Source organism: Photobacterium sp. GB-1 (assembly GCF_003026165.1).
GTDB lineage: Bacteria > Pseudomonadota > Gammaproteobacteria > Enterobacterales > Vibrionaceae > Photobacterium.
This window is the reverse complement of the sequence record NZ_PYOB01000012.1, coordinates 21,963-45,276: the sequence shown is the minus strand read 5'-3', so window position 1 is coordinate 45,276 and position 23,314 is coordinate 21,963. Positions and strand designations below refer to the sequence as shown.

Below are 23,314 nucleotides of genomic sequence, written 5' to 3'. Positions count from 1 at the left end.
CTATCAATAAAGTACATTTACACACGGTGATACCCAAACCTTCTAAGCTGAAAGCGCTTTTCGAATGATTTCAGCCCCTGCATTTAAGGCTTCAAGTTTGCCTTGTGCGATATGCTGGGCTAGCGGTGCCATGCCGCAATTGGTGCATGGGTAGAGTTTATCAGCATCAACAAATTTAAGTGCTTTACGCAATGTATCCGCGACTTCTTCCGCCGTTTCAATTTTATCACTGGCAACATCAATCGCCCCTACCATCACTTTTTTTCCACGAATAAGCTCTAGCAAATCCATGGGTACATGAGAGTTATGGCATTCTAACGAGATAATATCGATATTAGATTGCTGCAGCTTAGGAAACGCCTCTTCGTATTGACGCCACTCTGAACCGAGTGTTTTCTTCCAATCAGTATTGGCTTTAATGCCATAGCCATAACAAATATGAACAGCAGTTTCACACTTCAGCCCTTCAATGGCTCTTTCTAAACAGGCAATTCCCCATTCATTAACCTCATCAAAGAATACATTAAAGGCTGGCTCATCAAATTGAATAATATCAACCCCTGCTGCTTCTAATTCTTTGGCTTCTTGATTAAGGATTTTAGCAAATTCCCATGCCAGTTTTTCACGACTTTTGTAGTGCGCATCATATAGAGTATCAACCATAGTCATAGGACCAGGCAGTGCCCATTTGATCGGTTGTTTAGTTTGCTGACGAAGGTATTTAGCATCATCAACAAACACCGATTTTTGACGAGAAACAGGACCAACAACAGTAGGTACGCTGGCATCATAACGGTCTCGGATTTTAACCGTTTTACGGGTTTCAAAGTCAACGCCGTTGAGGTGCTCTATAAAGGTAGTTACAAAATGTTGGCGAGTTTGTTCACCGTCACTGACAATATCAATTCCTGCTTGTTGTTGATTTTGCAGTGATAAACGTAGCGCATCTTGTTTTCCTACCGCTAATGCATCCCCTTCCAACTTCCACTCTGACCAAAGTTTTTCAGGCTCTGCCAACCAATCGGGTTTCGGTAAGCTTCCTGCTGTTGATGTCGGTAATAATGTTTTCATGATAGTTAACGTCCTATGTTGTAATAAATGATGAAAGCAATGTTGATGTTAGCTAGTCACGAAATTCGCTGACCATTGCTCAAGCACGGTTTGGTACGGTTTGATGAAGTGCTGCTCGGCAAATTTGCCTTGTTCACCTGCCAACCTGCTGCGCTCTTCTCGGTCATACACGATTTTGGTCAGTGAATGATCGGGGCACTTTAAGTTGGGTTTATAGGACTTTCCAGCCACTGCGTTTGCATTATAGATTTCTGGTCGATAGATCTTTTGGAAGGTTTCCATGGTGCTAATGGTGCTGATCAGCTCAAGGTTGGTGTAATCATTTAATAAATCACCAAAGAAGTAGAACGCCAAAGGAGCAACACTGTTTGCAGGCATGAAGTAACGTACCTGTAAGCCCATTTTTTTGAAATACTGCTCGGTCAATGACGACTCATTGGATTTATATTCCACGCCCAATACTGGGTGCTGATTTTCGGTGCGGAAATAGGTTTTGTTATCAGATACAGATAAACAAATCACCGGTGTCTTTTTAAAATTGTCTTTATATACATCAGAGTTAACAAAGCTCTGAAAGATTTTGCCATGCAGCTCGCCAAAGTTATCTGGAATACTAAACTGTGGCTTACCTTTATTATGGTTTTGCAGTAGTACGCTGAAATCGTAATCACGCACATAAGAAGAAAAGTTATTACCGACAATCCCTTCAATACGCTGGTTAGTTTGATTATCAATAATGTGGGTTTTTAATACTTCAATCGATGGGAATGTTTGCCCCTGTCCTTCAATGTCGATATCAACCGAGACAATTTCAAGCTCAACAGAATAACGATCACCTTCGGGGTTATCCCAATTCGCTAAAGCATTAAAGCTATTATCGATCATCTTTAACGCATTGCGTAAGTTCTGTTGACGACTTTCCCCTCTCGCTAAATTAGCGAAATTGGTAGTAATACGCGTATTGCTAGCGGGATGATAATTTTCATCAAGGCCAGTCTTATTTATTGTAAATGTAAAATCGTTATTCATGGCGACCGATATCCTATTAGCTGAAATAAATGATGACGTTCGTAGAAGCTGTCGAGTTGTCTGTATTTATTTATACGTAGAGTATTCGATCAATAAAAGCGTATTTCTTTCACTATCAACATGAAAAAAACTCAAGTGGTTACGTTTGAGTTGTTACAAATTTGTAAGTTATAGTTCTCATCACATAGAAAGGATATCTATTTTTATTCAATGCGTTAACCGCTAACCACATATAAGAAGACAAAGAAATGAATGAATTATTGTTAATAATATACTGCGCTTTACTTGGCAGTGGTGTTGGATTTTTGGCAGGATTATTAGGTATAGGAGGAGGACTTGTTATAGTACCCATTCTAAGTATTATCTTGCTTCATTTCGCCATTTTACCGCCTGAACAAGTGGTTATCGTCGCTATTGCTACTTCCTTAGCATCCATATTATTCACTTCAACGTCTTCTGCCATCGCTCACCACAAAAATGGCAATGTGCCATGGAACCTAGCACCATGGATAATGACAGGTGTTGCCTTAGGCGCACTTATCAGTGGGTTTTTAGCGGCTCTATTACCGAGTAATGTTGTTCGTATTGTATTTGCTGTCAGTGTGGCACTCATTGCACTGAAGATGTTTTATAGCAGTACAAAAAAAGAGACAGCAACAACACGTAACATGCCCAATAATTTTGTTCTTACCTTTTTAACAACAATTACCGGCGGATTGTCGGCCATGATTGGTATTGGTGGCGGCGCACTGTTAGTGCCTTTGTTAACCTTCTTCTCTCTCGATATGAAGAAAGCTATCGGTTGTGCTTCTGCTTGTGGCATTGTTATCGCACTCTTTGGCTCTATCGGTTATGTCAGCTCAGGCATTAGCTATCTTTCTCTTACTGATGGCTTTGCCGGTTTTGTTTATCTACCCGCATTATTTGGTATTGTTTGTACTTCTTGGTTTACCGCTCCGCTAGGCGCTAAGGCAACAAACTATTTACCTGTGCCAATCATTAAAAAAATCTTCTCAGCATTATTACTAGCAATGGCGACAAATATGGTGATTAGTTAAACCAAGCATGTGCACTAGAATAAAAAAATGAGTGGTTAACTTAGTGATTATTAAGTTAACACACTCATTTTTTTATTCGCTCAGGGTGAAATGCTAAGACAATATTTAGCTAGCTTGTTCCATTTCACGCATTTGTGATAAATATTTTATCCAGCTCGATGCTGCCGATGAAGGCTTTATATTATTTGCCTGTTTGGCATGAATAATCGCTTTATCAAAGTTATTTAGCTTGTAATACGCACGGACTTTCGCCAACTCAACATCAGACTGTTTATCTTTACGCTTAACCTTATTAAGCTCAATTAACGCTTTTTGATATTGCCCTTCCTGCAACAACAATTGTGCAAGTTGCCAACGATAACGGTTATTACGCTGGGCTGCTTTTTCCAAAATATTGATAGCACTTTGCCACTCTCTTGCCATCTGCCAATAGTTAGCTTGTTCAACGAGCAACCTTGTATTAGTTGTTGCGCCTTCAAGCTCTGCTATTTGTTTAGCAGCACGTTCAGGAATACCACGCTGAGCATACAGTTGCGCTAGGCGATGTAAATCTTGCTGCGTTAACTTAACACCTTGATATTTTGCTAATTTTAATGTGCTCAATGCTTCTGCAGGTTTCCCTGCTCGCAATTGTATATTAGCTAATTGCTGCCACCAATTGAGCTTATTTGGCTCTATCGCAATCAAACGATTTAATGTCGAAGTTGCACCATTCCAATGCTTTAGTTGCAACTGAGCACCCAACTTAATCGACAACGGCGATATTTCATCTTTACGTTTATAGCCATCGTAGCGTTTCATTGCAGAAAGGACTTTTGACCACTGGCTCAATTGATAATGTGATTGGGCAATACGCAGCCATAGTTCATCGCCCTTTTGTGATTTTGGAATATGCTTTGTTAGCTGATAGTAATGTGGTAGTGCTTGGCTGTATTTTTGCTCAGAAAGTAAAATATCAGCCAGCATACGCTGAGTAACCCATGCTTGATCATCTTGTAATAAGCCACTCTTAACTGCTTTAGATAAATTGCTTATCGCTTTTGATGGATTGCCCTGCTGCCAATAAAACACGCCCAACATACGCTGAACAAATGCTTTGTCATAAGGCTCTATCGGCTTTAAAGAGACAAGTAAATCAATCGCCTGATTAACCTTATCATCAAGCTGTAAGTTATTCGCTTTTTGAACCTTAACGGCAATTGACTGCGACAATTTACCTCCCGCGTAAGCGGATGATAAAGGCAAACTCGCTGCGGCGGTTAAAGCGATAATAAATGCTAATCTTTTCATCATTTATTCAACTTAAATTCTAAACGTACCGTCTGACCTGGCTGTGATACAGCACTGCCATTTTGCACTTGTGGTTGGTACTTCCATTTACGCAATGCACGTATCGCTTCTTTATTAAATAAACGATTAGGTTTTGCTTCAAGCACTGCAATATCGATTGGTCGGCCTTGAGGATCAATCGTGAATTTCAGTATAACGTAACCTTCTTTACCTTGTTTTAGCGCGCGGGGCGGATACCTTGGCTCAACACGATACAATGGCATAGCTTGCTGACTCTGACCGATAGTCGGCGCACCTACCGCATTCGATGCACTGCTAAAATCACTAAATTTCGGCATCTTGATCGATAAGCCTGTAACCGCTGTATCCAACCCTAAGCTTGTCGTAGACGCAACAGGTTGAACACTTGCGGTTGCTGTTCTTGATGATACCGGCTTTGCTTCTGGCGGTGGCTCTGGTGTTTCAGGTGGTGGTGGTACCGCACGCTGTCGCCGTTGAGGTGCTTGCTCTTGTTCCATCATTACCATGTTGAACGCTAGCACTTCTTTATTATCAGGCTTTTGATGATTACCGTTATCTACCATCCATGCCATAAAAGTAAAAAGTCCTAACGCTACAGCAATAGCTAATGGAAAAGCCATTAAAAGACGGATCATTAATTTTTCTCCGCCGCCAATGCGATATTTTTGATCCCAGCTCCTTTTGCTGCATCCATCACTTTAACCACAGTGCCGTTATAGGCATGCTCATCCGCTTGGATCACTAAAGAAGCATCAGGTTGCTCTGTAAGCATATGTTCTAATGTTGCTTGAACACGTTCTACATCAACAACACGTTTATCAATATAAACGTCATTTGCTGAAGTAATTGCAACAAAGATCCCAGCGTCTTTTTGGCTTACCACGTGGCTTGCTTGAGGGCGGTTAACTTCTACACCTGATTCACGTACAAACGAACTCGTTACAATAAAGAAAATCAGCATAATAAATACGATATCGAGCATTGATGTTAAATCAATTTGTGCATCTTCTCGATTTGAAGAACGGCGGCTGAGTCTCATTGCTGACTCCTTAATAATTTTTCTAATTTAAACTCACGCATCTGACAAGCTTTAGATAAACGTGCGTGAACAAACATACCCGCTAAGGCCGCAACCATCCCTGCCATTGTTGGCAAGGTTGCTAAAGAAATGCCGGATGCCATTAAACGAGGTTGACTACTACCTTGCGTCGCCATTACATCAAAGACAGAAATCATCCCCGTCACTGTGCCAAGTAAACCTAGCATGGGGCAAATTGCGACTAATACTTTGATAAAATTTAAATTCTGATTAAGGGCAATTTTTGCTTCATTAAGCCAGCCATCACGAATTGCACATGCATGCCAAGAGGAATGATCTTTACGAGCCATCCAGCTAGTTAACCACTGCTCTTTTTGCTTTGGAAAATAGAAGAATAAATAAATCACGCGTTCAATAACCAAAAGCCAACATAGCGCAACAACCGCAGCAAGCCACCATAATATGGCGCCACCTTGCGCCATAAAATGAGAAAGCGAAAACCACCAGCCATGTAATACGCTGAAGTCCATTATGCTGCCTGTTCTGCTAATACGTTACGGTTAGATGTCTGAGAAGATTCGTTTTTTTCAGCTTGCTGAGCAACTAAGCTGATCCCTTGTTTTTCAAGGATCAATCGAATATTTTCAGCTTGTGTACTTAGTACATTATGAGCCAGCAATAAAGGCATCGCGGCAATCAAACCTAGAACGGTCGTTACCAATGCCATTGAAATACCACCCGCCATCACTTTAGGATCACCATTACCAAACTGCGTGATAACTTGGAAGGTTTCAATCATCCCCGTCACCGTACCCAGTAAGCCTAACATTGGCGCTAAAGCCGCAAACAGTTTAAGCATCGATAAGCCTTTTTCTAATCCTTGCTGCTCATCAACAATCGCTTCAAGTAAACGTAATTCTAACGCTTCTACGCTACGATTTTGCTCTTTGTTATACACAGCAAGAATACGACCCAGTGGGTTATTTCCAGCTTGAGTTGGATTTTTTAATTGTTGCTTAATTTGACGATTAATAATCGCTAATTTAACGCCACGGAAAATGGCAATACCCGCACCAATAGCTAATAGAAGTAGAATAATTTTACCGACCACACCACCTGCTGTTAAACGATCTTCCAGCGTAGGTGCATTGGCTAATTGCTCTAATATCACACCACGAGAAGGATCAAGAGCAATACTTTCACTACCTGCCGCCGCTATTGCAGCTAAATCTGAAAGTTGTGGGCCATTTTCAGGTTGTTGTTGATAAGCCGTTGCAAGATGGCGAGGGCCATCCCACTTTAAATAACCCTGTTCAGCTACTAGGCCTAATGCGCCTAAACGCAATGCTTTTTCTGTGGTTTGCTCACCATCACCATTAATAAATGGTACGTTCACCTTTGCCAACTCACCGCTTGCAACGATTTGTGATTCCATTGCTTGCCACAAACCTTTTAATTGTGGCATAGACGGCAGTGCTTTCGCATCAACGATTTGGTCAACAACTGGGATATATTTCGTCACATCAACACCAGTGACAGCGTAACCTTGCTCGGCTTTTAGTTCTTTTGCTGTTTGGCGAACGACACCAAATAACTCACCAAGGCTGCCAGAATCTAATTGAAGTTGCTGTTCTAATTTCGCAAGTTCTGCTTCATTGGTACTAAAACTTTGGCTCAGTAATTCTGTTTGTTTTTTTAACGCATTACGTTGCGCTAATAATGCATCACGTTGTTGACGAATTTTCTGTGCTTCTTGACTAAATTCAGCTTCACGTTGCACATTATGTTGCTGTTGAGAGACATTTTCTTGTTTCGCTTGCTGTACAACCGATTCAGCAGATACTGTGAACGGAACCGATGCCATACAGAGTGCAATAGCTAACGCTTTTAATTTCATTATTTGCTCTCCACGTTAGCAAGGGGCGCTGAGATAGGTAAACGTAATAGGCTTGGTGCAATTTGCTTATTCGCCATTGCAAACGCTTTATCAATATTTGCAGCTTCACTTGTATCAAGTGCCTGCCACTGCTGTTTGTTACTGTTCCAACTCCAGTAATGACTACCGTTTAAGCTACGAGCGACAAATGCAATACGACCGAGATACAGTAAATCAGCCTCGATTGTTTTACCGTCTTCTAACGTAATTTTATCTTGATACGTACCCAATTTCGTGCCGTAATCCATTTCAATCTGATAGGCTTCTAGAATACGACGGAATTTTTCTGCATCGCTAATATCGGCTTGCGACATCATCGTTTTCAACTTTTCAATACGCGCTAAACGCTGTTCATGTTTGATAGGCTTATCTTGCTCAACAACAGTCGATAAACCATCAATCATTTGGTACATCAAAGGTACAACACCTTGGCGCGTCTCTTTAATGTTCTCTATTTGTTCATGAATAGAGGCCATTTCTTGGGTTTGATTATCAACCATACGCGCAAGGTGATCGTGATAGACCGTCAGGTTTTTAAGCTCTTCTTGTAATTGCTCGATTTGTGCTTTCATCGCGATAGCCGAATCAGCATTACGATCAATCTTATCTTGGCTTAATGCTGAAGCCGTATTGGTTTTGTTTTCAATAGAACGTGCTGTATCAAGGCTCGATGCCTGTACCCCAGTTGTGATGCTTAAAATCACAACCGCTAAACTGGTTTTAATAAAATTCATAATCAAACTTAATAATGAGTAATCTTGAATCGCAAAAAATAAAAAAGTGAAGTAATAATAAAAAGTTAAATCGTACAACGACCAAAAATAGTGAAATAGCATTTAATCGCAACAAGGGGAAGCAATGGCTCCCCCTTAGTTACAATATTTACAAATTAGTATTTAAACTCAAGCGTAGCCATAAAGTTACGACCTTCACCAAGTGTTACACCCGTTGCGCCAACATAATCTTTGCTTGTTGAACCGCCACCAGCCATGTAATCAGTATCAAATACGTTTTCTACATTAATACGACCAATGATATCTAAATTATCATCGTACTTGTACGTGTGAGCCATACCTAAATCAACACGTGTATAGCCGTCTTTCTTAAAGGTATTCGCAGCATCACCAAAACGTGAACCTTCGTAAATAACACCAAGGTTAACATCGGTTGCCGGTGTTACCTTGTACGTAGACCAAACACTTGCAGCGAATTCTGGTACGTCAACAGGACGATTACCTTGGTACTTCTGATCTTTGGTGTATTCCGCATCAAGGTACATTGCTGACGCGCTCATGCTTAACTTATCTGTCACGTTACCCTGCAGCGCAAGTTCTGCACCGTTGTGAACACGCTCACCCGCTTGAGTTTTCTCGTACAGATCTTTACCTACTTGAACATCAATCGTCGAGTTCTCTTGCGTAATGTTAAATACTGCACCCGATACAAACAGACGATTATCTAGTAGTTCCCACTTAGTACCTAGCTCATATTGCTTACCACGAAGCGGATCAAGTTGTTCACCATCATTCACATAGTTCGTAGAGCCTGATGTTACCGTACCTTGCGGCTCAAAGCTTTCAGAGTAAGCTAAGTAAATTGAACCGTTTTCTGCTGGATGGAAAATCGCAGCCACTTTAGGTGATACTGCTTCTTCCGCCGCTTTACCTTCTTGTGTTTGACGATCAAAACGAACACCAGCAAGTACTTGCCAGTAATCGTTAATCGTTACCATATCTTGTGCGTAGAAACCCCAAGCATTATAAGAAGAGTGAGATTCTTTTGGCTTACCCGATTTGTAACTAGGTACTGGTGTAGATTGGTTTGGTGCTACTTCTACAGAATTAAATGAACGTTGGAAACGATCGTAGCTGTAGCCTAACCAGTTAGAACCAACGAGTAACTGGTGTTGCATGCCAAGTGCATCAAATTCACCGACGAAATCAGCGTAAGCGGTTTTAAATACCCAATGATCGTGGCGATCATTGCCACCTTGCTTTACTAAACCTGACTCTTCAAAGTTTGCAAAGTTCGGGTAACTTTCCACATCGTGACGTGTAAAGTCTTGGTAATTAAAACCTGTATTTAATGCCCAAACATCTGTTAGTTGCGCTTTAACATCAAAACCATAGTTTTCTACTTCATTATTAATTTTTGACCACTGTGCATCCCACACATGGTCACGCCCCAATACTGGCTTACCATCAACAATGTAAGCTCCAGAATCTACACTTCCTTTATCGTTAGTGCGATCGTAGTGTAGTGACAATGTCACATCTTCATTTATGTCGTAATCAACAAATAGACCACCAACAAAGCGATCGGTTGAAGGTGTTGAACCATCACCATACTTACGCCATGAATCATAATCTTCTTTTGCAACAACAGCGCGAGCACGAAGTGATTCGTCTTGATTGAGTGACCCACTCACATCTAACACACTACGTGTATGATTATTTGAACCAACATCTTGGCTAAAGTTAACTTGTGTTTCGTGAGTTGGTTTCTTAGCAACCATGTTGACTAAACCACCAGGTGCAGATTTACCGTAAAGAAGACCTGCAGGGCCTTTCATTACTTCAACACGCTCTAAAAGCTCAACAGGTTGACGGTAGTGAGACCAATGTTGGTGACCATCACGCAAGAAACCGCTACTGCTACCAAGTTCAAAACCACGTAGAGAGAAACGTTCACGGTTACGGCCTGTTCCACCAGCTGAAATACTTGCATCGTTCTGTAACACCTCACCTAGCGTGCTCGCACGCTGTTCATCGATAAGTTGTTCATCAATTACTGCAACTTGTCCTGGCGTCTCTAGCTGAGTCATCTCCATACGCATCGCTGTAGAGTTGGTATCGGCTTTATAACCGTAATCACGACCTGTTACGACCATGTGCTCATCAACTTCTGTTGATTCTGCATAAGCAACAGGGGCAGAAAGTACCGCACCAATTAACAACGTCAGCTGGCTTTTAGAAAACATATTCCTTTAACTCCAAAATAAAGATATAACCTGAAAGTGAAGCCACATCAGAGTTACTCTCAGCACCTATCACTGCTGAATAGGTATTGTTTGTAATAATATAAAGAGCAAATCATGGCTACTATGTGGTAAGTAATAAAGTGCCTACCAAACGATGAAAAGGAATATAAGTGATAACCATTACCATTTGCATTAAATTTACATTCTTTGCATTCGTAAAGATTTCTTGAAAATTTATTCGGGCTGAAAGCCGCATTTTGTTCGCTTTGCCATCGTCTCTTTTTCTGTTGTCGTTATTAATCCGTACCCAATACTGTTTTTAACGAAGACATTTATCATTAACAGTCGTATAATCTGCCCGTTTTTATTCATTATTCATTTCGCGGTATTTAATGTGACTCAACTAAGTCTTGAAGCTATTCACCAACAACTCAATGAACGCAATTTTATTGCTGAAAAAGTCCGTCTTGTGACAGTAGAAGCAATGGATCCAGAAATGCTGGCAACCTGCACTGCAACTGAAAATGAAACCTTCTATAACAGCTATATGAATGTGATTTATTGCAAAGGTGAGCGTTACGTACTTGGCTATCGTTGTAATGAAGACACCATCGTTGACCAAGCGATTATTTTCAAAGATGGTAAATACTACGATCCAACACTTCAGGCAAACAGCGAAAGCTTCGAACCTTACCAATTTGCCGTGTTAGCTGAATTCAAAGTATTTGATATGATGAAGCACGCTAAAACGAACAAAGATTTCCCGCCTGATGTTGATTTCTTATTTACAAAGAAAAAGCATTTTAAAAACGTAATTAAAGCGTAATTTTCGTAAAAAGCCGACTTCTCCGTCGGCTTTTTATTGTCTATTCATTCTAACTTGATCACATTGAGTTAACCTTCATTCGCAGTACAATAGATAAGAACTTTTCAGCGCGAAGGATTTGCACATGTACCTTGATCTATCCACACAATCTCCCACTGATATCTACCATTTAATGACACAAACCATTATCCCTCGTCCTATCGCATGGGTTCTGACAGATTCTGGTGAGCACAACTACAATCTTGCCCCTTTTTCTTATTTCACCCCAGTTGCTAGTAACCCACCATTATTGATGTTTTCTGTGGGTAAAAAACCGAGCGGAGAAATCAAAGACACTACGCGTAACGTTATTGCCAATAAAAAGATGGTGGTACATATCGCTAATATTGCGTTAGCAGAACAAGTCACTCAAACCGCAGCTACCTTAGAGTATGGCGAATCTGAGGTTGAACACACCCAATTAGAGCTCACCTCTTTTGATGGCTTTGAACTACCAAGGCTAAAAGATTGCCCTATTGCCTTTGGTTGTCACCTATATGAAGTGAAAGAGGTTGGGGAAACACCACAAAGCTTGATCTTCGCTGAAATTAAGCAGATCTACATTGATGACGAAGTTATCGATAGTGAGCAAAAGCGCTTAGTAATTGAAGCATTAAAGGTAAATCCGTTATCACGCTTAGGCGGCAGTGAATACGCAGTATTGGAAAAGACCTTTTCAGTCGCAAGACCGAAATAACATGGCTTCCAACTGTGAATTTATTTTCTCAGATTATACGCAAAAAAAAGCCTAGTTCGAAAACTAGGCTTTCATTGATTCATTAATCAACACTTATTACTTGTAGAATGCTTCTACCGTGCCTTTTAGTGTGATCAAGATTGGCTGACCACGGCGATCTAGTGCCTTCGGTGAAGGAATTTTCACCCAACCTTCGCTGATGCAGTACTCATCAACATCAAAACGCTCTTTGCCGTTAAGACGAATGCCGATGTCATAGTTGAAACACTCTGCCACGTGGTGAGGGCTACGAGGGTTACCTGAAAGACGATCTGGTAATGCTGGTTGTGATGTAGTATCTGTCATGATCAAAAATTCTATCGTTAATAAAAAACGTCGGTATTGTAGAGAATATAACGTTTACGCTCAATAGATAAAGAACCTATTTCTTTTTGAAGCCTTACCTACAACCCAGAACGCCTAAATTTTATTAACATCTTAGAAATATTCACTATTTATTACACTCTTATATAAGTGAATATTCACACTATCCCGATGCAATAAAAGCATACTCATTCATTTAATCTGAATTTTATCGCAACAACATTCCATCAAATGCAATGCCTTACATATAATAATAAAAAATGCTTATCGGCATATAGAATAATTTATAAATGGCAAATTTATATTACAAAGGAATGATTTCCATATAAAAATAGCCAAAAAGATCACGCTATACTTATCGATCTTATGCGCATGCTCCGTCATTATCTCTGGTATGTATATTGCGTGGAAAAGTCCAGAGATCAGCGAAGATGCTATTTATGATCGCGCTATCGAGCAATTAATTTCTATCCGAGAAATCAAGAAATCTGAAATTAAAAATCATTTCGATACCACGGCAACATTACTTGCAACGTTGGCGTTTGATCCAAGTATCCAAAATGCGATAAGAGATTTTGAGCAAGCTAAAACATCCCTTTATTTATGGTAAGAAAATACGCCGTAAAATAAGCAACTATGATCAAATTATTACTCACTTTTTAAACCAGAACCATTATTAGTAACGACTAGTCATTCCCATTCGGTTCGACATGTCGTCATCCATACGACCACCTTTCCATCCACCTTTACCAAGTAAGTTGAGAACATCACGAGCGTTATATTCATCGGCTAAAAAGAAATCGTAAGATATATCGATACGAATTTGGTGTAGTTCAGTATTATTTGTTAAATCCAGCGCATTAGGATCAGCAAACAAAGCGAATGCTATCTGTTGTTGACGTTTGCAAAGTGACTTTATATTGGCTTCTACTTGTCCAATCGTGAAATAATCACGGCTTCCGTAACCTTTTAATAAGATAGGCGAAAGGATCTTAATAACTTTTTTTATTCTACGGCGTTGGATATATCGAAACATGATCCCTCAACTTGCAATGTTATATATGGATAATTCGCTATATCCAGATACATTACAAGCATAATAAATCAAGTCAAACCCTGTGTTGGCTAGTTAGTCATTAATAACTAAAACTTACAATTTGTAACACTGCACCCTGTCGTAAGGACAATGCTAGATGCTAAACAGTAAGAATATCGATGTTAGTAATATAAAAAAGCCCCCAAGTAAACTTGAGGGCTTTTTTGTAGCAACACCAATTAATGTACCACTTCAGGAACAGGGAAAATCTTATCGTAAATCAGGTTATAAACATAAGCATAGATTAAGTAGAAAAGAACCATACCGATATCCAGTATAAATGCTTCCCAAATCGACACCTTTAATACCCAAGATAAAATAGGAATAGTGACAATTAATAATCCAGCTTCAAAACCTACACTATGTACTACACGCTGCAACGATGTTTTCTTAAGAGTTTTATAGCGTCGTACCATTAACTTATCAAACCAGTTATTATAAATGTAGTTCCAACCTGTAGCTAAAAATGAAAACGCAATGCCAACTGCTCCAACATGATCAGAATCATAGCCAAATTGACTCAACACACCAACTAAAAGCACTAATCCAATAATTTCAAAACAAACAGCATGACGAATACGATCAAAACGTGTTCTCATCATATACAACCTCAGTACAACTTTTTTATATTTTACAGATACCTAAAAGGAATATATGAATTATAAGCATTATTCTAAGGCTAACAAACTAGATACTATCCGAAAAACGGATAGTTATGCGATTATTTCATAAGATCAGCAGCCCTACATTGCGCTTTACCCATTAAATCTATCCTATTAACGACATGGTGCTTTGTCGCTTTCTGTAAGGTATTTTTCTCTGTTTGTAACTGTTCAACTTGTTCTCGTAGCTTATCAATAAGTTCTTGAGAGCCTTGTTGTTTTGATTCATTTTGCTCTAATAATTTAAACAGCTCTGCTACTTCTTGGGCGTTTACATCACTTTTGTGCGTAATTTCATCAATTGATTTTTGGTGTTGTTCTAGCTCACTGACCAGTTGTTTGACAAAAGATCCCATCTCATCAGCCGATCCAGCTAAGCGATTAAACATCAATAAAAATTCACATACTTGTTCATTATGAGAAAAATTAGGGTAACGGATTTTATGATCTATTTCCGTCCAACCTTCCTCAAAAATTGTTCTAACCTGGACTTCAGTAAAAACAGTATGGTTTAACGGCTGTGAACCAAAGACATAATGTAATGACCGATATCCCGCAGGATGAATCTTAACTTCAACATCACTCGGTAATTCAGTAAAGACCTTATCGTCACCATTACGGACGTAATAAATTGGTGGCTCAGCATTTTTCCATTCTTGGCAGAGATAATCATGAACCGGTAAACAATCTTCTTTAAATAAATGCAGCGCACGTACACCTATTAAATCAGTCACAATACGGTCGTAATTGGTTGGGTTAATACCGACATATTTTTGTTTAAATGTGGGAGTATTTGCTTGGGTTTTACGAACAATCTTTTCCATTAAATGCTGCGGATCTTTTACCCGCCAGCGAACGGAATGTACATACTGACAACGCTGAATAATACGCGCGTACATTTCAGCCGTTTCTTTTAATTGTTCAATATTGGCTTCATGATTAAGACCAATTTGATGCAATGTCGGCCAATCAACCGAACTGGCTTGCCATTCTTGTTGGCTTATACGGTTTGCACTTAAAAAAGATGCTTCGGTTAAATCTGCAATGCTCATTACTGCCTACTCTCTTTACGATGAATAAGCGTAATTCTATTAATTATAATTACGCTCTATTATCCTAAAATATGCCTGACAAGCTTATTAAGCAAACTGTATTTTATTCGAAAAATGAAATCTTAAGAAACAAGCAAATAACTGAACATCTATATACAGCAACTAAACTATGACACTTGACTATAAACAGATTTAATATGGCTCTCGAAGTGATCTTCTACCGATTCTGCAGCTGCAAAATGAAAAAAAGCATATTTGGAAACCTCAGAAAAGACGCAATAAGGTTGACGCTGTCCCATATCAACATAAAGCTCATTTTTTGCTTCGCTATAACCCACTTTACGAATTGCGTTAGACTCAACAGTAATCCAGTTAATCATTATAGTGACTCCATTCATTCACGACTTTATTACTGGCTTTAGTTTGAAGAAAGGCTCGGCTTTTCGCCAGTACTCGACAAGCTAATTAAAGTAATTATTTTAAAATTCAGTGATGGATCACCCTGCACTATTGATGAATTTTATGATTAGAAAAATAAAAAGCCGACAAATGCCGACTTTTGGATAATTGCTTAATTTACTTCTAGCTTAAGTATATAAGTGTCGCTCACTCATCAATCCTTTCCATAAGCTCACGCACGTTATTACCAGAATAAAGCTAAACGGTAACGCGGTAATCACCACTCCAGACTGCAATGCTTCTAATGCTTGAGCACCACCAACCCATAATAAAATAGCAGCAATAACACCTTCAATCGTTGCCCAGAAAATACGTTGTGGTACTGGCGCATCTAATTTACCACCAGCGGTTATACTATCAATAACTAACGATGCGGAATCCGATGATGTCACAAAGAATACTAAAATAAGTACAATCGAAATCACAGATAACAACAGGCTCATTGACATCGCATCAAATACATAAAATAAAGTAAGAGATAGATCTTGTAGGCCATGTAATCCCAACTCTCCTACTTTTGACGCTACTTGCTCTACCGCAATACCACCGAAGACAGAGAACCAAGTCATCGTTACTAATGTTGGAATAAAGAGAACGGCAAAAATAAACTGTCTTACTGTTCGTCCTTTAGATACTCGAGCGATAAAGATACCCACAAATGGCGCATATGAAATCCACCATGCCCAATAGAAGATAGTCCAACCATGACGCCATGTATCATCAGTACGACCAATAGGATTGCTTAGTGCAAAAAAGTTCTTCGCATAAGCCATAAAGGTATCTGGTAATGAATGTTTAACGACATCAAAACCCAAAATTGCTACTAAAACTAATAACCCAAACGCAATAACAATATTGATATTACTTAAAAGTTTAACCCCGCCATCAATACCTCGTATTACAGAGAAAATCGCGATTGATGTAACAAAGGCAATAATACCGAACTGCAACCCTAAGCCGCCGTGAGTACCAAAAACATAATTAATACCACTCGCCGCTTGTTGCGCGCCTAATCCTAAAGAAGTCACTAAACCAAATAAAGTAGAAACAACAGCAAGAATATCAACAGCATGGCCTAACCAGCCCCATGCACGATCACCAAAAATAGGGAACAACAAAGATCGAATTGATAACGGCAAGTTCTTGTTATAAGTAAAAAAGGCTAACGCTAATGCTGCTACTGCGTAAATAGACCAAGCGCTGATCCCCCAGTGGAACACACTACCCGCCATCGCTAGTTGCTTAGCTTCCGGCGTCAGAGCCTCTACATTAAAAGGCGTCCCAAACCAGTTAGTGAAATAAGCCGTTGGCTCTGCAACACCAAAAAACATGATACCGCTAGCAATACCTGCTGCAAATAACATTGAACTCCATGACAATGTTGAATGCTCAGGCTTTGCCTCTTTACCACCGATACGAATTTTACCTAGTGGTGAAAGCATTAAGAATATACAAAAAACTGCGAACGTATTAACAGCCCACATAAAGTAGCTATCAAACTGCTCCATAATACCGTTTCGCGTATTATTTAATGCAGTTTTTGCTGTCGCAGGATCGACAACTAACATCACAGCAATAAATAGCAAAATTAATATCGCACTAATACCAAACACCGGTTTGTGAATATCAAAACCCCAGCGCTGAATATTATCTTGTCCAACTTGATAATCCGTCGTTTCTATACTGTATTTACTACTTACTTTATCCGTCGAAGTATTCAAAAAATCCTACCTTGTTATGTAAACCTAATAATATTTATTTAGAGCACTAAACAATATTTCGCCGCAACCATAACAACAGAGAGGATAAACAACAAACAATAACAGCAAAAATGGGTTATAAATTACATAAAACTGACAAATAGCAGTGTCTTATTATTTTTTACACGAAGTATTTATTGTGCAAATAAATCATGACGATGACGGTTAACAAGAACACAGTGGTTTACAGCCCATTCATTATTGAATAGGCAATGATTTACTGTGCTGTATTTAAGGTTAAGTGGATATACACCCTTTAACGCCCAGCAATGAATACGGGTTTTCTACTCTGCATTAACTTGAAATGGCACAAGCCAACACCTACTCCCCATATAGCCGCACTGATCCCTAACAAATGAATACCTGATAAAGTTATCAATAAAGTAAGTATCGCTGACTCTCGGTATTCATCGGCAGAAAATGCATTAAACAAGCAGCTAATTAAGGTAGTTAATAAAGCAAAGCCAGCAAGAATATCGGCTAATCCCTCAGGTAAAGATACGAAAATAGCGACCACAATTGATGCCCAAATACCCACTAACATATAAAATCCACCAGCACAGATAGCAGCTTTGTAGCGATCACTATGCTTACCATCAATATCGTCATTCATACAAATAGCGGCACTGATTGCCGCAAGGTTCAACGTGAAGATCCCACAAGGTGCAGCAATCATATTCACTAAACCTGTTCCTAAAAATACTGGGCGAACGGGTACTTTAAATTGAAAATTTTGAAGTACAGCAAAACCTGCAATATTTTGTGACAGCATAGTTATTAGATATAAAGGAATAGCGATATTAATGATCGGTTGAAAATGAAAACTCGGCGTTAACCAATAAAATGTTGGCATTGCCATATGGATTGCAGCGGTATTTAAGGTATTGGAATACAGCGCAATGCCTACAGAAGCAAGTAACGTCAGCAACATCGAATATCGAGCCATAAATCGTTTCGTGATTATATACACACTAAACAACACCAAAAACATGATTGGATGAGTGTCTATTTGCGTGAATCCACTTAAACAAATAGGCAATATGACGCCACACAATAACGCTGAAGTTATTGGCGATGGGATACGTTGCAACGCCAAAGCAAGTGGACGAATTAACCCAGAAATAAAGGTCAATAAACCACATACAATAAATGCGCCAATGACATCTGCCGCGCTGTACCCCTGCACAGCTGTGATCAAAAAAGCAGCACCGGGAGTAGACCATGCTGTTAATACTGGTACTTTGAAATAAAAAGAATAGCCGATAGTGGTTATACCCATAATTAACCCCAAAGCAAACAACCAGCTATTAATCTGCCACTGGGCTAACCCCATTTCTGTTAAGGCATGAATAACTAAAATAACAGACGAGGTGTAACCGACTAAAACAGCAATTGTTCCAGCTGAAATATGACTTAAATTAAATCTCAGATCGTTCATTTTCTACTCCTTAGAACAATGCTATCATGTGCGTTATAGCGCACGATACAGATAGGTTTATTTGTACGTTATAGCGCACAGACGGAACCTTATCATTGTGCGTTATAGCGCACAACAGGAAAATTGATGAACGAAGACATTTTTAAAGCCAGAATATCGAAACATTTAAAAGCATTGCGTGAGAAACAAAAACTTAGCCTAGATGCAACATCAAAGTTAACCGGTGTATCCAAAGCCATGCTTGGACAAATAGAGCGTAAAGAATCTAGCCCAACCGTGGCAACCTTGTGGAAGATATCGAGTGGTTTGAATTCATCATTCACTGCTTTTTTTAGTGATCAAAATGATACTGATGGACGGATCTTTCCAGCCGATATCGATATGCATGTGAAGACGTTAATCGCTTATGATCCTACGGTTAAATTTGAGATGTTCGAAATCACACTAACCCACTTTCATACCCAACATTCGTCACCACACAAGGTTGGAACCATTGAGCATTCTGTTGTTACTGAGGGAGAGTTAGGTGTGTATGTTGATGATAAATGGCACTATTTATCCAAAGGTGAAAGTATTCGATTTGAGGCAGATAAACCTCATGACTATCGCGCAGTGACAGAAACCGTTATATTTCATAACATCGTTTCTTACTCAACAGTCATGCATGAAGACTAGATTTATATTCATATAAAAAGAGAGTAAACAGTTGTTCACTCTCTCCTAAACACTTCATTGCCCAATTATTAGCTTAACTAGCAGCTTGTAAGTATTTATCACGCACGAGATCATGCATTTGTTTTACAGCCATTAAAGATAACCAAACCAACTCATAGGCTGCTTGCTCATTAGTCGGTTTATCTGAAGTCATTGGTATATTTGTTTCATCAAAATAGGGAAGCTCAATGACTTTTTCACCTTGAATGCTTGAAATCAAAGCGTCCATTGCACGATTAATCGTCCCTTCCCAATCCGTTAGACTATGTATTGTGGTTCCATTTCTCGCAAGAGGAATAAGTAAGCATAGATAGTGAGACAGCAAACGATAATGACTGAGCATCTCTTCATAGTATTGAGGATCACGGCGTGTGAAACGAGGCTCATTCTGCATCTCATTATAAATCAGCTCCAGTCCCCGCTCTTTGGACATCATCTCCAAACGTTGTTTACCAAATTGAGTGGGCTCAATCTTATTACTTTCAGATTGAAGTTCCTCATAACACATTAAGAATAAGGTTTTAGATGCTTGAAGTGCTTTAATCGATTGAGCGTGGATCTCTTTTCCTCTCCATTGTGGCCAAAGTAAGCTGTAGCCCACTAATACTAAAGAGCACCCAATAAGGTTATCTATCATTCGAGGAACAACAATATCAATGCCACTGTTAGCGATAACTTGGAACACCAACACCAACATCGCTGTAATACAACCAACCGCAAGTGCATAATTTTTAAGAATATTAAACATCGCAACTGTCAGTAGTATGGTTAACAGTATATAAACTTGGAGATCAGAGATACCAAGGAAAATCAACCCAGTCGCAAATAATAAACCTGAGCCTGTACCAAGCCATCTTTGCCATATTTTACTTCTGATCGATGAAAAACTCGGTTGGATAACCATTATAATTGAAATAAATACCCACTCTGGATGCGCTAAATGGAATGAGTCAGCAATAAAAGCACCCAAGGTGAAAATCATCGAGAAACGCGCTACATGTCGCCATATTGGATTATTTTTCTTTGGACAATGCCAAGCTAATTCAAAAGGTTGAATTTCAATTTGTCTTTCGAACGTTGGTTGTTCAAGTTCAATACGATGAGAGAGGTATTTAATACTTGCCGCCCAGTAACGAAACCGTGTTTGATGATTTAACTCTGCTTGAACTGCCTCTATTAATTGATCTGCAATGGCAATACACGATTCTGCAGGGAGTATAACTTGTGTATGTTGAAGCGCTTTCGCTTTACACAATAACCTCTGCTGACAATTTTCACTCCATTTCAACAACAGATTACGTTTCTCTTTATCATGTTGAAACTGACTGATCAGATCTTTATTTCTGGTATGGCAACTTATCAAACCTTCAAAAATGTCAGCGGCAATAAATAACTCTTGTTTTAAAGAATTTACACCGTTTTTTGATAATAGAAATGACTCTGATTGAACGGCTTGCTCAAACAATTCAATCAATTGATATTTGGTTTCTATTGCTTTTTTCTCGATATCTTCACCCAATAAAAACTGGGTTCGGTGTTTAAAAAACGCATTAAGCTGATCGTAAATAGCAATTAAACCGACTTTTAGCGCATAGTGTTTCCATAATGCAAACCAAGCCCAACTGAATAAAGCAAAACCTAATGGACCTAAAACCAGCATCAAATAGGAATACATGTCAGCTTTTGAGTTATGCAGTGACAAGGCCATAACAGTAATCAATAAACTAGAGATACCCAACCGCCCCCAAAACGGACCATTAAGGGCACAGCCTGCCGCTAATATCGATAACACCCCATAAATAACCCACAATGGAATAGCACAAGTAAGCATAAAATAAGACAATAACAACGCACTAATCCACACCACTGATGAGATCAAAAAACGCGCCCAACGTCTCGGTCCTGCAATATCTAACCCACTAATTAAAGCGGCTGGTAATGTCATTAATGCCGTCATTGCATAATTGACTTGTCCAGAAATTAGACCAACTAAAATAATCAATAACATTGCACTGAATGCACGAAAACCAAAGTTAACTGAGGGGGTATACCAGATATTACGGACGACGGAAGAGAGCATTAACACACCAGAACATATCACTTACATGATTGGTTAACCTATCATGATTATGTCGTTAAAACGATATCGCATATGTAGACTTGTTTACCTATTTACAACCATAAAAAACAATAGCTATATATAAAAATAGCCCTACCTTTATTATGTTTTTATAAAGTATAGGGCTCTAGGTTTAACCACTCTATGCAGTTATTTTAATCGGGGATAATAACTTACAGTTAAGGTTATAACTTTCGACCCAAGCGTTTCTCGACTTGCTTTTTCTCCCATTCAGGACCGAAAATATTAAGGACTTCAAACGCACTAAGCGCATGGCTCACAATACCAATCCCCCAGCCCAGTGCAGGCCATACCGCCCACCAATAACCAGGGCTCGTAAAATAGTTAATCACGAACAATCCACTTATAACAAAAAGGTACGTGACTAAGTGTGAATAAAACTCTTTAATACTTTTTACATATTCAAGCGCTTTTTTTTCGTCTTCTGTGACACTGATTTCTTTATTCATTGGCGGCTCCATTTGAAGGTCTGATACTTGTATTTCAAACACAGCAGCTAAAGATTTGAGTGATTCTAGCCCCGCTTTTTGTCCTTGCTCAATACGTTGAATAGTACGAATACTTAATCCACTTAATTGAGAAAGTTGCTCCTGAGACCAACCACGTTGTAGTCGTAATTTTCGAATAATCATTACAAATCCTTTTTGCTACTTTCCGCCAAAGCCTAACGATATCTTATCAAAAACATCACGTCACAAGCCTGACATAAACACGACAACCTTTATTTATCAGCAAGTTAAAATTACCAATGAAATAAAATAATTTTTCTTCACAGCTAATTTGACGTTTTTGACACGCAACTAACCGTTATCAATAATACCTATTTTAAAGTCTTCAATAACAAGTTCACTCCCAAAGACTCTGCTTACATCACTCTTTCCAACTTTCGTGAAATAGCTCGTATTATTATGTAAAAGTGGAACACTCAAGTATGCACTCATATACGATGCCTACTAACACAAGAAAGTCGAAAACTTAACAAGGAATCGTTATGAGATTGGCATGTATCCTCATGTTCACACTATTAATTTCAGGGTGTATTAACAGAGATGAAATTTACGCTAACCCACCTGCTAAATTAACAGAGAGCATTAATGCTATTCTTCCCGCAGCGACAGAATATGTAAAACAACAAGAGAAAATCGCGCAAGAAAAAGGTCAACCACTGAATGAGCAAGCATTAGCTATTGCCAAACGTATCGGTATTAAACACCCAGAAAAAGTGCATGTTTACTACAGCAACACACTTCCATTCCCTACAGATCCAACATTAGCACAATTAGCCAAAAAATCCGGTTATGCGGGCCCTAACATGGCGGGATACACCTATGGATATGGTATTTGGATAAAAAATAAAGAACGAGATAATCGCGAGCTATTAGCCCATGAACTGATTCATGTTCGTCAATTTGAGCAACGCGGTGTACAAGAGCAAATTCGTCAGTACTTGATGCAAATTTATATCTACGGTTACAACAGCACACCTTTAGAGATCGAAGCATACAGTGAAGCGAAAAATTATATTTAGTTTCAACTCCCGCGATCAAAGACAATATCAGGAAGCCAACCATTAGGCTTCCTATTCATCTTTATCAAATTAATGACTCAACACATCCACATTTTTGCTTTATTCAGCGAGATACC

At 39.1% G+C, this 23,314-nt stretch carries 24 protein-coding genes; 6 read left to right on the top strand and 18 right to left on the bottom strand.

The features are described from left to right. Positions 1-42 precede the first annotated feature (42 nt). Together C9J45_RS12900 and C9J45_RS12895 are read right to left on the bottom strand one after the other, a co-directional pair. Positions 43-1,071, bottom strand: coding sequence for a methionine synthase (locus tag C9J45_RS12900; RefSeq protein ID WP_107247452.1), 1,029 nt, complete (start codon positions 1,069-1,071; stop codon positions 43-45). 48 nt (positions 1,072-1,119) lie between these two features. Further along, positions 1,120-2,100, bottom strand: coding sequence for a DUF1852 domain-containing protein (locus C9J45_RS12895; protein ID WP_107292619.1), 981 nt, complete (start codon positions 2,098-2,100; stop codon positions 1,120-1,122). 248 nt (positions 2,101-2,348) lie between these two features. Here C9J45_RS12895 and C9J45_RS12890 point away from each other — a divergent pair, with 248 nt between their 5' ends. After that, positions 2,349-3,158: a sulfite exporter TauE/SafE family protein gene (locus C9J45_RS12890; protein WP_107247454.1), complete on the top strand. Its 810-nt coding sequence runs from the start codon at positions 2,349-2,351 to the stop codon at positions 3,156-3,158. A 105-nt stretch (positions 3,159-3,263) separates the two neighbouring features. Here the strand turns inward: C9J45_RS12890 and C9J45_RS12885 are convergent, their stop codons facing one another. The 7 genes from C9J45_RS12885 to C9J45_RS12855 form a co-directional block, all read right to left on the bottom strand. Further along, positions 3,264-4,448 (bottom strand): hypothetical protein, encoded by a 1,185-nt coding sequence (locus C9J45_RS12885; RefSeq protein WP_107292642.1) that lies wholly within the window; start codon positions 4,446-4,448, stop codon positions 3,264-3,266. After that, complete coding sequence (locus C9J45_RS12880; RefSeq protein ID WP_107247455.1) at positions 4,448-5,104, bottom strand: energy transducer TonB; 657 nt, start codon at positions 5,102-5,104, stop codon at positions 4,448-4,450. The genes C9J45_RS12885 and C9J45_RS12880 overlap by 1 nt, the downstream gene beginning before the upstream one ends. Next, entirely contained in the window at positions 5,104-5,508 is a 405-nt protein-coding gene (locus C9J45_RS12875) for a biopolymer transporter ExbD (RefSeq protein WP_005365390.1), read from the bottom strand. The genes C9J45_RS12880 and C9J45_RS12875 overlap by 1 nt, the downstream gene beginning before the upstream one ends. Continuing rightward, positions 5,505-6,038, bottom strand: coding sequence for a MotA/TolQ/ExbB proton channel family protein (locus C9J45_RS12870; protein WP_045082027.1), 534 nt, complete (start codon positions 6,036-6,038; stop codon positions 5,505-5,507). The genes C9J45_RS12875 and C9J45_RS12870 overlap by 4 nt, the downstream gene beginning before the upstream one ends. Further along, positions 6,038-7,405 carry a MotA/TolQ/ExbB proton channel family protein gene (locus C9J45_RS12865; RefSeq protein ID WP_107247456.1) on the bottom strand — a complete coding sequence of 456 codons (1,368 nt, stop codon included), beginning with the start codon at positions 7,403-7,405 and terminating at the stop codon, positions 6,038-6,040. The genes C9J45_RS12870 and C9J45_RS12865 overlap by 1 nt, the downstream gene beginning before the upstream one ends. Next, positions 7,405-8,178, bottom strand: coding sequence for a DUF3450 domain-containing protein (locus C9J45_RS12860; protein WP_199188106.1), 774 nt, complete (start codon positions 8,176-8,178; stop codon positions 7,405-7,407). The genes C9J45_RS12865 and C9J45_RS12860 overlap by 1 nt, the downstream gene beginning before the upstream one ends. Before the next feature lie 155 nt (positions 8,179-8,333). Further along, positions 8,334-10,424: a TonB-dependent siderophore receptor gene (locus tag C9J45_RS12855; protein WP_107247458.1), complete on the bottom strand. Its 2,091-nt coding sequence runs from the start codon at positions 10,422-10,424 to the stop codon at positions 8,334-8,336. A 394-nt stretch (positions 10,425-10,818) separates the two neighbouring features. Here C9J45_RS12855 and C9J45_RS12850 point away from each other — a divergent pair, with 394 nt between their 5' ends. Both C9J45_RS12850 and C9J45_RS12845 read left to right on the top strand, forming a co-directional pair. Further along, a complete protein-coding gene (locus C9J45_RS12850) occupies positions 10,819-11,250 on the top strand; it encodes a hypothetical protein (protein ID WP_105062138.1) in 432 nt (143 codons plus the stop codon). Positions 11,251-11,374: 124 nt separating this feature from the next. Then, positions 11,375-11,986 (top strand): flavin reductase family protein, encoded by a 612-nt coding sequence (locus tag C9J45_RS12845; RefSeq protein WP_107247459.1) that lies wholly within the window; start codon positions 11,375-11,377, stop codon positions 11,984-11,986. A 96-nt stretch (positions 11,987-12,082) separates the two neighbouring features. On the opposite strand, the gene C9J45_RS12840 is transcribed toward C9J45_RS12845, so the two are convergent. Next, complete coding sequence (locus C9J45_RS12840) at positions 12,083-12,331, bottom strand: DUF3297 family protein (RefSeq protein ID WP_045082022.1); 249 nt, start codon at positions 12,329-12,331, stop codon at positions 12,083-12,085. Positions 12,332-12,743: 412 nt separating this feature from the next. On the opposite strand from C9J45_RS12840, the gene C9J45_RS12835 reads away from it, so the two are divergent. After that, positions 12,744-12,959 (top strand): hypothetical protein, encoded by a 216-nt coding sequence (locus C9J45_RS12835; RefSeq protein WP_107292618.1) that lies wholly within the window; start codon positions 12,744-12,746, stop codon positions 12,957-12,959. Positions 12,960-13,025: 66 nt separating this feature from the next. Here C9J45_RS12835 and C9J45_RS12830 read toward each other — a convergent pair whose 3' ends face one another. The 6 genes from C9J45_RS12830 to C9J45_RS12805 all read right to left on the bottom strand — a co-directional run bounded on the left by C9J45_RS12830 (position 13,026) and on the right by C9J45_RS12805 (position 18,816). Then, positions 13,026-13,385: a DUF6559 family protein gene (locus C9J45_RS12830; RefSeq protein ID WP_107207855.1), complete on the bottom strand. Its 360-nt coding sequence runs from the start codon at positions 13,383-13,385 to the stop codon at positions 13,026-13,028. Between the two features lie 239 nt (positions 13,386-13,624). Further along, positions 13,625-14,044 carry a PACE efflux transporter gene (locus tag C9J45_RS12825; RefSeq protein ID WP_107207935.1) on the bottom strand — a complete coding sequence of 140 codons (420 nt, stop codon included), beginning with the start codon at positions 14,042-14,044 and terminating at the stop codon, positions 13,625-13,627. A 122-nt stretch (positions 14,045-14,166) separates the two neighbouring features. After that, positions 14,167-15,159, bottom strand: a complete 993-nt coding sequence (locus C9J45_RS12820) for a RelA/SpoT domain-containing protein (RefSeq protein ID WP_107207854.1) — start codon at positions 15,157-15,159, stop codon at positions 14,167-14,169. A gap of 167 nt (positions 15,160-15,326) precedes the next feature. Next, entirely contained in the window at positions 15,327-15,539 is a 213-nt protein-coding gene (locus tag C9J45_RS12815; protein WP_107207852.1) for a KTSC domain-containing protein, read from the bottom strand. Positions 15,540-15,746: 207 nt separating this feature from the next. Further along, positions 15,747-17,339, bottom strand: coding sequence for a BCCT family transporter (locus C9J45_RS12810; RefSeq protein WP_107261276.1), 1,593 nt, complete (start codon positions 17,337-17,339; stop codon positions 15,747-15,749). A gap of 295 nt (positions 17,340-17,634) precedes the next feature. After that, positions 17,635-18,816, bottom strand: a complete 1,182-nt coding sequence (locus C9J45_RS12805) for a benzoate/H(+) symporter BenE family transporter (RefSeq protein WP_107261274.1) — start codon at positions 18,814-18,816, stop codon at positions 17,635-17,637. A 126-nt stretch (positions 18,817-18,942) separates the two neighbouring features. Here C9J45_RS12805 and C9J45_RS12800 point away from each other — a divergent pair, with 126 nt between their 5' ends. Continuing rightward, on the top strand, positions 18,943-19,491 hold the full coding sequence (locus tag C9J45_RS12800) for a helix-turn-helix domain-containing protein (protein WP_107207849.1): 549 nt from the start codon (positions 18,943-18,945) through the stop codon (positions 19,489-19,491). 73 nt (positions 19,492-19,564) lie between these two features. On the opposite strand, the gene C9J45_RS12795 is transcribed toward C9J45_RS12800, so the two are convergent. Together C9J45_RS12795 and C9J45_RS12790 are read right to left on the bottom strand one after the other, a co-directional pair. Next, positions 19,565-21,616: an FUSC family protein gene (locus tag C9J45_RS12795; RefSeq protein WP_370445785.1), complete on the bottom strand. Its 2,052-nt coding sequence runs from the start codon at positions 21,614-21,616 to the stop codon at positions 19,565-19,567. A gap of 218 nt (positions 21,617-21,834) precedes the next feature. After that, the gene (locus C9J45_RS12790; protein ID WP_045148828.1) at positions 21,835-22,302 is read right to left on the bottom strand and encodes a 2TM domain-containing protein; all 468 of its coding nucleotides are present in this window, start codon (positions 22,300-22,302) and stop codon (positions 21,835-21,837) included. 359 nt (positions 22,303-22,661) lie between these two features. Here C9J45_RS12790 and C9J45_RS12785 point away from each other — a divergent pair, with 359 nt between their 5' ends. Further along, a complete protein-coding gene (locus C9J45_RS12785) occupies positions 22,662-23,198 on the top strand; it encodes a DUF4157 domain-containing protein (protein ID WP_233217750.1) in 537 nt (178 codons plus the stop codon). Positions 23,199-23,314: the final 116 nt, after the last annotated feature.

Excerpts from the sequence above, each read along its gene's own strand:
- C9J45_RS12840 (WP_045082022.1), bottom strand. The coding sequence starts at position 12,331 with ATGACAGATACTACATCACAACCAGCATTACCAGATCGTCTTTCAGGT.
- C9J45_RS12865 (WP_107247456.1), bottom strand. The coding sequence starts at position 7,405 with ATGAAATTAAAAGCGTTAGCTATTGCACTCTGTATGGCATCGGTTCCG.
- C9J45_RS12800 (WP_107207849.1), top strand. The coding sequence starts at position 18,943 with ATGAACGAAGACATTTTTAAAGCCAGAATATCGAAACATTTAAAAGCA.
- C9J45_RS12835 (WP_107292618.1), top strand. The coding sequence starts at position 12,744 with ATGTATATTGCGTGGAAAAGTCCAGAGATCAGCGAAGATGCTATTTAT.
- C9J45_RS12860 (WP_199188106.1), bottom strand. The coding sequence starts at position 8,178 with ATGAATTTTATTAAAACCAGTTTAGCGGTTGTGATTTTAAGCATCACA.
- C9J45_RS12870 (WP_045082027.1), bottom strand. The coding sequence starts at position 6,038 with ATGGACTTCAGCGTATTACATGGCTGGTGGTTTTCGCTTTCTCATTTT.
- C9J45_RS12805 (WP_107261274.1), bottom strand. The coding sequence starts at position 18,816 with ATGAACGATCTGAGATTTAATTTAAGTCATATTTCAGCTGGAACAATT.
- C9J45_RS12790 (WP_045148828.1), bottom strand. The coding sequence starts at position 22,302 with ATGATTATTCGAAAATTACGACTACAACGTGGTTGGTCTCAGGAGCAA.
- C9J45_RS12875 (WP_005365390.1), bottom strand. The coding sequence starts at position 5,508 with ATGAGACTCAGCCGCCGTTCTTCAAATCGAGAAGATGCACAAATTGAT.
- C9J45_RS12895 (WP_107292619.1), bottom strand. The coding sequence starts at position 2,100 with ATGAATAACGATTTTACATTTACAATAAATAAGACTGGCCTTGATGAA.
- C9J45_RS12845 (WP_107247459.1), top strand. The coding sequence starts at position 11,375 with ATGTACCTTGATCTATCCACACAATCTCCCACTGATATCTACCATTTA.
- C9J45_RS12900 (WP_107247452.1), bottom strand. The coding sequence starts at position 1,071 with ATGAAAACATTATTACCGACATCAACAGCAGGAAGCTTACCGAAACCC.
- C9J45_RS12880 (WP_107247455.1), bottom strand. The coding sequence starts at position 5,104 with ATGATCCGTCTTTTAATGGCTTTTCCATTAGCTATTGCTGTAGCGTTA.
- C9J45_RS12830 (WP_107207855.1), bottom strand. The coding sequence starts at position 13,385 with ATGTTTCGATATATCCAACGCCGTAGAATAAAAAAAGTTATTAAGATC.
- C9J45_RS12820 (WP_107207854.1), bottom strand. The coding sequence starts at position 15,159 with ATGAGCATTGCAGATTTAACCGAAGCATCTTTTTTAAGTGCAAACCGT.
- C9J45_RS12815 (WP_107207852.1), bottom strand. The coding sequence starts at position 15,539 with ATGATTAACTGGATTACTGTTGAGTCTAACGCAATTCGTAAAGTGGGT.
- C9J45_RS12890 (WP_107247454.1), top strand. The coding sequence starts at position 2,349 with ATGAATGAATTATTGTTAATAATATACTGCGCTTTACTTGGCAGTGGT.
- C9J45_RS12825 (WP_107207935.1), bottom strand. The coding sequence starts at position 14,044 with ATGAGAACACGTTTTGATCGTATTCGTCATGCTGTTTGTTTTGAAATT.
- C9J45_RS12855 (WP_107247458.1), bottom strand. The coding sequence starts at position 10,424 with ATGTTTTCTAAAAGCCAGCTGACGTTGTTAATTGGTGCGGTACTTTCT.
- C9J45_RS12885 (WP_107292642.1), bottom strand. The coding sequence starts at position 4,448 with ATGAAAAGATTAGCATTTATTATCGCTTTAACCGCCGCAGCGAGTTTG.
- C9J45_RS12785 (WP_233217750.1), top strand. The coding sequence starts at position 22,662 with ATGAGATTGGCATGTATCCTCATGTTCACACTATTAATTTCAGGGTGT.